The 6,962-nt window shown below is 73.0% G+C and carries 7 protein-coding genes; 4 read left to right on the plus strand and 3 right to left on the minus strand.

The features are described 5' to 3' along the window. Positions 1–116: 116 nt before the first annotated feature. Positions 117–473 (plus strand): CYTH domain-containing protein, encoded by a 357-nt coding sequence (locus AB0P17_RS20660; protein ID WP_365812916.1) that lies wholly within the window; start codon positions 117–119, stop codon positions 471–473. On the opposite strand, the gene AB0P17_RS20665 is transcribed toward AB0P17_RS20660, so the two are convergent. Together AB0P17_RS20665 and AB0P17_RS20670 are read right to left on the minus strand one after the other, a co-directional pair. Continuing rightward, a complete protein-coding gene (locus AB0P17_RS20665) occupies positions 409–1,065 on the minus strand; it encodes an HAD-IA family hydrolase (protein WP_365812918.1) in 657 nt (218 codons plus the stop codon). The genes AB0P17_RS20660 and AB0P17_RS20665 overlap by 65 nt on opposite strands. Before the next feature lie 171 nt (positions 1,066–1,236). Next, positions 1,237–2,493, minus strand: coding sequence for a peptidoglycan-binding domain-containing protein (locus AB0P17_RS20670; protein WP_365812920.1), 1,257 nt, complete (start codon positions 2,491–2,493; stop codon positions 1,237–1,239). A 204-nt stretch (positions 2,494–2,697) separates the two neighbouring features. Between AB0P17_RS20670 and AB0P17_RS20675 the strand changes: the two genes are divergently transcribed. Further along, positions 2,698–4,746, plus strand: coding sequence for an MDR family MFS transporter (locus AB0P17_RS20675; protein WP_365812922.1), 2,049 nt, complete (start codon positions 2,698–2,700; stop codon positions 4,744–4,746). Positions 4,747–4,975: 229 nt separating this feature from the next. On the opposite strand, the gene AB0P17_RS20680 is transcribed toward AB0P17_RS20675, so the two are convergent. Next, on the minus strand, positions 4,976–5,476 hold the full coding sequence (locus AB0P17_RS20680; RefSeq protein ID WP_365812924.1) for a GNAT family N-acetyltransferase: 501 nt from the start codon (positions 5,474–5,476) through the stop codon (positions 4,976–4,978). Positions 5,477–5,599: 123 nt separating this feature from the next. Between AB0P17_RS20680 and AB0P17_RS20685 the strand changes: the two genes are divergently transcribed. Then, on the plus strand, positions 5,600–6,226 hold the full coding sequence (locus AB0P17_RS20685) for a hypothetical protein (RefSeq protein WP_365812925.1): 627 nt from the start codon (positions 5,600–5,602) through the stop codon (positions 6,224–6,226). Then, positions 6,226–6,759 carry a hypothetical protein gene (locus tag AB0P17_RS20690; RefSeq protein ID WP_365812926.1) on the plus strand — a complete coding sequence of 178 codons (534 nt, stop codon included), beginning with the start codon at positions 6,226–6,228 and terminating at the stop codon, positions 6,757–6,759. Before AB0P17_RS20685 ends, AB0P17_RS20690 begins: the two co-directional genes overlap by 1 nt. The last annotated feature ends 203 nt before the right edge of the window (positions 6,760–6,962 follow it).

Here is a 6,962-nt window from a genome sequence, read left to right on the forward strand (position 1 = left end):
CATGGCAGTAGGTCAGGTGATCCCCACTGGCCCCCGCGAGTTGACGGACGTGGCGCGGCGGGACCGTGGCTACTACAACCGCTACTTGCGCCGCGCGCTCCCGAATCCGCTGCGGGATGCGAGACAGTGTGCGTCAGGCGGCAGCGGCGCATCGGCTCCTTCGGAACATCGGGATGCGGGAACTGGTGACGGTCGAGAAGATCCGTACCGTCCACCGGCACCCGGACCTGCCCGGTGCAACGGTCAGTATTGACGAGGTGCGTGGCGCAGGTGTCTTCGTGGAGACCGAAGTGCTTCGGTCCACGGCGGACGGCTCGGCGGAGATGGTCGAGGAAATCGAGAGATCACTGGGGATCGTCGGGCACCCGACCGTTTCACTGCCGTACCGGGACTTGGTGATGAACGCGGCTAACGACCGTCGATGTGCAGGGCCAGCGCGCCGTCCGGCAGGGGCTCCACCCGCAGCCGCGTGAGGTCCTCGACATGGGCGTCCGGCGCCATGGCCGCCGCGCGCGGTCCCACGCCGACCACGCGCATGCCCGCCGCCCGCGCCGCCGCGATGCCCGCCTCGGAGTCCTCGAAGGCCACGCACGCCTCCGGGGGCACGCCGAGCGTCGCCGCCCCCAGCAGGAAGCCCTCCGGGTCCGGCTTGCTCGCCGTGACGTCCTCGGCGGTGACGCGGATCTTCGGCATCGGCAGGCCGGCGGCGGTCATCCTGGCCTCGGCCAGCGGTACGTTCGCCGAGGTCACCAGGGCGTGCGGCAGGGTGGCGAGCGCCGCCATGAACTCCGGGGCGCCCGGTACGGGGACCACGCCCTCCGTGTCCGCGATCTCCTCGGCGAGCATCAGCCGGTTGTCGGCGTAGTTCTGCTCCATGGGGCGGTCGGGGAGCAGGACGGCCATGGTGGCGTACCCCTGGCGGCCGTGGACGACCTTCAGGATCTCCTGGGGATCCAGGCCGTGGGTCCGCGCCCAGCGGCTCCAGCAGCGCTCGACGGCGGCGTCGGAGTTGACGAGGGTGCCGTCCATGTCGAGGAGCAGGGCCTTCACGGCGTCGAGCTTCACAAGAGGTCTCCGGGCTGGGCGGAAGGGCGGTACGGGGTGGGGCGGGGTGGGGTGCGACGGCATGCCACCGTACGGGGCGTGGCGGGCCGGAAGGCGCCGGACAAAGTGACTCCACCCGTCGGTCAGGTGAACGGGCGAAGCCACTTTGTTTCGTCATTATACAAAGAGTTGTCAGCGCCGCGACCCGGAGCCCCGCGCCCCCTGTTCATCGCCGCGCCCGTACCCCTGTCCGTACCCCTGTCCGTATCCCTGGGTCTCCGCCTCCAGCGCGAGGCGGGTCCGGGGGCCGTAGACGCCCGGGGAGTCGTCCTGGACGTTGCGCGACTGCTGGAAACGGCGGACGGCCTCCTCGACCTTCTGGTCGTACTGGCCGTTCGGCTGCCCGTAGAACAGCCCGGTCCACGCCAGCCGGAACTGGAGCTCCACGACCTCGTCGCCGGAATCCCCCGGGGACAGCGTCCCGCCCGTCGCCCCGCCCGGCTCCGCGGAGGCCGAGCTCTCGGCCTGCTCGCTCGGCGACGCCGAGGGCTTCTCCGGAGCCTCCGGTGGCGGCGCGCTCGTCGACGGCCGCCGCGAGGGCGTGGCCTCGGCCGCCGGGGGTTCCACCGCGGCCGTGGGTGCCGCCGAGGCGGTGGGGGACGGCGAGGCCGACGGGGACGGTGCCTCCTCCGTCGCCTCGTCGTTGGCCGACGGCAGCCAGGTGCTGATCCTGTCCGGCACCGCGTGTTCCTCGCGCTCGGCCCCCGAGAACAGCCCCCCGGCGAAGGCGGCCGTACCGATCACCGCCACCGCCGCCGTGCCGATCGCCATGGCCCGCAGCGGCGCCCGCCGTCCCCGGGCCGGAGCGGCGGGCGCGGACCCCACGGCCGACGGCTCGACGGTGGCCGCGGGGGGCCCGGGCGGGGCGACGGGGGCGAGGGGCGGCAGCGGGCCCGCCGTACGGAAGGAGGCCGGCACCGCCTCCGGCTCCGCCTCCTTGTCGCCGAGCTTCACGTACGGCCGTACGCGCAGCGGGTGGAAGTCCTCGGCCTCGGCGATCTCGGCGTCCTGCGCCGCCCGGGCGTCCTGCGCCGCCCGGGCGTCCTGCGCCGCTTGCGCGGGCTGCGGCGCTTGCGCGTCCTGTGGCGCCGGTGCGGGCCGTGCGGGCGGCGACGCAGGTGGTGCGGGTGGTGCGGGTGGTGGCGCGGGTGGTGCGGGTGGCGACGCGGGCGGTGACTCGGGCGGTGCGGGTGGCGTGGACTCCGGTGGCTCGGCGGGCTGTTCCGCCGCCGGTCCGTCCGGTACGGCCGGCTGTGACTCGGCGGCCCGCGCCCCCCGCGCGGGCTCCGTGTCGTGCGCCGGCCGCGCCTCGGGCGCCCCGCAGTCGCAGCCGGGTCCGCCCTCCGCGCCCGGCGGCGTACCGCATCCGGGACAGAGCTGTCCTGACACCTGGGTTCCCCTCCCCTTGAACTGTCGCCGATTATGCAGCCCCCGTATGAAGGACGAACGCCCGCCCGAACGGCATCGGCCCGCGCTCGGCAGGCCATAACGGGACAGAGCGGCCAGGATGGAGATCCGGCGGACCGAGCGCATCCGCGGACCCGTGGACCCGAGGACCCGTCCCGAGGACCCGTGGACCCGAGGAGTTGTCCCATGGCTCAGGAAATGACCACCCCGGCCGTGAGCCCTGCCCCCGGAACGGCCCAGCGCCCGCGCACCGTCCTCGTCGCCATCGGCGCCCTGCTCATGGGCCTGCTGCTCGCCGCGCTCGACCAGACCATCGTCTCCACCGCCCTGCCGACCATCGTCAGCGACCTCGGCGGTCTGGAGCACCTCTCCTGGGTCGTCACCGCGTATCTGCTCGCCTCGACCGCCGCCACCCCGCTCTGGGGCAAACTCGGTGACCAGTACGGCCGGAAGAAGCTCTTCCAGACGGCCATCGTCATCTTTCTCGTCGGCTCCGCGCTCTGCGGCATCGCCCAGAACATGCTCCAGCTCATCGGCTTCCGCGCGCTCCAGGGGCTGGGCGGCGGCGGACTGATCGTGCTCTCGATGGCGATCGTCGGCGACCTGGTCGCGCCCCGTGAACGCGGCAAGTACCAGGGCCTGTTCGGTGCCGTCTTCGGCGCCACCAGTGTCCTCGGCCCACTGCTCGGCGGCTTCTTCACCCAGCAGCTGAGCTGGCGCTGGGTCTTCTACATCAACCTGCCCCTCGGCCTCGTCGCCCTGCTCGTCATCGCCGCCGTCCTGCACATCCCGGTCCACCGGACCCGGCACATCATCGACTACCTCGGCACGTTCCTCATCGCCTCCGTCGCCGTCTGTCTCGTCCTCGTCGCCTCCCTCGGCGGCACCACCTGGGCCTGGGGGTCCGCCGAGATCATCGGGCTCGCCGTCCTCGGCCTCGTGCTGCTCGCCTTCTTCATCCGGGTCGAACGGCGCGCTGCCGAGCCCGTACTGCCCCTGCGCCTCTTCCGCCTCAGGACGTTCACGCTCGTCGCCTGCATCAGCTTCATCGTCGGCTTCGCGATGTTCGGCGCGATGACGTACCTCCCGACGTTCCTCCAGGTCGTCCACGGCGTCACACCCACCCTCTCGGGCGTCCACCTGCTGCCCATGGTGCTCGGCCTGCTGATCACCTCCACCCTGTCCGGCCAGATCGTCAGCCGTACCGGCCGCTGGAAGGTGTTCCCGATCCTCGGCACCGGTGTCACCGCCGTCGGGCTGCTCCTGCTCCACCGGCTCACCGAGTTCAGCGGCGCCTGGGAGACGAGCGCCTACCTCTTCGTCTTCGGCGCCGGGCTCGGGCTCGTCATGCAGGTCCTCGTCCTGGTCGTGCAGAACGCCGTCAGCTACGAGGACCTCGGCGTCGCCACCTCGGGCGCGACCTTCTTCCGCTCCATCGGCGCCTCCTTCGGCGTCGCGGTCTTCGGCACGATCTTCACCAGCCTGCTCCGGGACCGGCTCACCGCCGCCCTCGCCGGCAAGACCCTGCCGCCCGGCACCGGGACCGGGCAGCTCGCCGCCGACCCGCACTCCCTCGACCGGCTCCCCGCCGCGCTGCGCGGCCCCGTGCTGCACGCGTACGCCACGTCCATCACCGACGTCTTCCTGTACGGGGTGCCGGTCGTGCTCGTCGGCTTCGTCATCGCCTGGTTCCTGAAGGAGGACACGCTGCGCGGCTCCGTGACCGCCCCGGAGATCACCGAGACCCTGGCCTCCAACCCTGTCGAACGCTCCTCGCGCGACGAGGTGGCGCGCGCCCTGTCGGTCCTCGGCACCCGTGAGGGCCGCCGCCAGATCTACGAGACGATCACCGCGAAGGCGGGGTACGACCTGCTCCCGGCGGCCAGTTGGCTGCTGCTGCGGATCCGGCGCAAGGGGGTTGTGCAGCCCGCCGCGCTCGCCGAGGGCGGCGCCGTGTCGCTGCGGACCGTCACCGACGCCTCCCGGCAGTTGGAGGAGCGCGGGCTGACCCACCGCCGGGGGGTGGAGCTGACGCTCACCGAGCGGGGAGCGGAGACGGCCGAGGTGCTGGCCGCCGCCCGTGAGGAGTCGCTCGCCGAACTGCTGGGGGACTGGTGGGGCGCCGACCGCCCGACCGACCTGGTGGCGCTGGTGAAGGAACTGAACCGAGAGCTGTGCGGCTCCGACGCCGAACGCCCCCGAGCCCCGGAACCCCGCAGGGACCACGCCGCCTAGTGCCGTGACCGGCAATGTTTGCCCCGAAGGCGCGTCGTCCAGTGCACTGCACTCGCTTCGCTCGCTCCGTCCCGGCGCTTTGACTCATCCTCCGGATGCCGAGCGCGATCGCAAGGCGGCCGGAAGTCCTTGTAGCGGAGCTACCAGGGCTTTTGGCCAACGCCGCGAGCGTGCGTGCTGGACGGCGCGACGGGGCAAAGCTTGCCGGGAGGGGCACTAGGGTCTTTCGTCAGGCGGGGGTGGTCAGGTTCTTGCCGTACCAGATCTCCTTGTACGGGCCCGAGCTGTACGCCGGGATCTCCCGGAAGCCGTGCTTCACGTACAGCCCGCGCGCCTCGATCAGGTCCAGCCGGGTGTCGAGCACGAGCCGCCGTGCCCCGAGGCGCCGCGCCGTGTTCTCCAGGGCGGCCAGCAGCGCACCGCCGCCGCCCGTGCCGCGCGCCGTGGGGCTCACGTACACCCGGGTCAGTTCGCCCGTCGCCGCGTCGAGCATCCGCACCCCTCCGCAGGACGCCGCCTCCGGGGCGCCCCCGGTTCCGTACCGCCCGACCACGAACTCCCCGCTGGGCGGGGTGAGGTGATCGGGCGGGTCACCGGCGAGGCCCTCGTCGATCTCCGCCTCCGTCGCGGGGCGCCGCCAGTACCGGCTCGCGACCTCGGCGTAGTAGGCGCGGCGCAGCCGGGTGGCGTCGGGGGTGGCGAAGGACTCGGGGACGACGGACCAGTTCATGGTCACACCTCTATCCGGGTGAAGCGCCGTTTGGCCAGTGGATTACGGGCAACCCGACCTCACGAGCAAGAGCCGACACGACACGGCACGGCAGGGACCGCGCCGGGAACCAGGAAGGCAAACATGTCCACTGTTCTGATCGTCGTCGCTCTGATCGTGGGATTCGTGATCATCGTGGCCGTGGTCCTCTACACGGGACCTGGCAGGGGAAGCGGTCACAGCGGCCTGAAGCGCCGGTTCGGCCCCGAGTACGACCGCGTTCTGGCTGTCCACGACGGCGACTCCAAGGCCGCCGGGCACGAGCTGAAGGCACGGGTCGAGCGGCATGGCCGGCTGCGGCCCGAACCGCTGTCCGACGCGAAGCGCGAACAGTACGTGGCGCGATGGGCCGCCCTCCAGGAGCGGTTCGTCGACTCCCCGCGGGATGCGGTCGCCGAGGCCGAGCAGCTGGTGGCCCGGCTGGCGCAGGAGCGCGGCTACTCCGAGGGGGCGCGCTACGACGACCAGTTCGACGCCCTCTCCGTCCACCACGCGCACCAGCTCGACGGCTACCGCAGGGTGCACCACGCGGCCTCGGAGAAGGGCCGTGGCGCGAGCACGGAGGAACTGCGCGAGGCCATGGTCGGCGCGCGTCAGCTCTTCGAGCGGCTGATCCTCGCCCACCCGGGGGGCGGTGGCGGCGACCGTACGACCCGGGGCACCGGGCGGAACCGGAACTTCTCACTGCGGCCCAAGGGGAGTGGTGCGTGATGAGCGACCAGCGGAAGAGCGAGGAGAGCGGGGAGAGCGAGGAGAAGGGCCGGCAGGGCGAGGACCGGCGGAGCGGCGAGATGGACCCCGGGCCCGGGGCACGGACGGCGCTCCGCGTGCCGAGGCAGACCCGCGCCGGGGCACCTGGACCCGCCGGGGCACCTGCGGCGCGTGGGACGGGGGAGGCGAGCGAGGCGCGTGACGGGGCTTCCGAGGGGCCGGCCGGGCGGCTGTTCCCCCGGGCCGAGAGCGACCGGCTCTCCCAGCGGCTCCAGGAGGCCCTCAACTCCTTCGTCGACGAGCCCCGGAACGCGGTCGAGGCGGCGGCCGTGGTGCTGGAGGAGGCCGCCGAGCGGCTCTCGACCGCGCTCGCCGAGCGGCCGCGTGCGCTGCGTTCGCGCTGGGACGTGAAGGACGGCGGGACGGCGGGGGACGCGGCGGACGGCGCGGGCGGGGCCGGACCGGACACGGAGGAACTGCGGCTCGCCCTCCAGAGCTACCGCGAGATGACGCGGCGGCTGCTGAGGGTCTGACGCCGGGCACCGGACCCGGGCACCGGACCCGGGCACCGGCACCGGGCAGTACGGCGGGCAGGGACACACGGAGACGGTCGCGCGGAGGCGGCGGGCAGGGACTGCCCGCGACGTGGAGATGGCCATCGAGGGCATCCAGCCCGTGGACGACACTGGCGGCACACTCACGGTGGAGATGGCACGGCCGGCCTCCGGCGACGTAC

The sequence above is a fragment of the Streptomyces sp. NPDC088124 genome, assembly GCF_040685895.1.
GTDB lineage: Bacteria > Actinomycetota > Actinomycetes > Streptomycetales > Streptomycetaceae > Streptomyces.

What these genes read in the sequence shown, in the direction of transcription:
- AB0P17_RS20660 (WP_365812916.1), top strand. Translation starts at nt 117, where the DNA reads ATGCGAGACAGTGTGCGTCAGGCGGCAGCGGCGCATCGGCTCCTTCGG.
- AB0P17_RS20675 (WP_365812922.1), top strand. Translation starts at nt 2,698, where the DNA reads ATGGCTCAGGAAATGACCACCCCGGCCGTGAGCCCTGCCCCCGGAACG.
- AB0P17_RS20680 (WP_365812924.1), bottom strand. Translation starts at nt 5,476, where the DNA reads ATGAACTGGTCCGTCGTCCCCGAGTCCTTCGCCACCCCCGACGCCACC.
- AB0P17_RS20685 (WP_365812925.1), top strand. Translation starts at nt 5,600, where the DNA reads ATGTCCACTGTTCTGATCGTCGTCGCTCTGATCGTGGGATTCGTGATC.
- AB0P17_RS20690 (WP_365812926.1), top strand. Translation starts at nt 6,226, where the DNA reads ATGAGCGACCAGCGGAAGAGCGAGGAGAGCGGGGAGAGCGAGGAGAAG.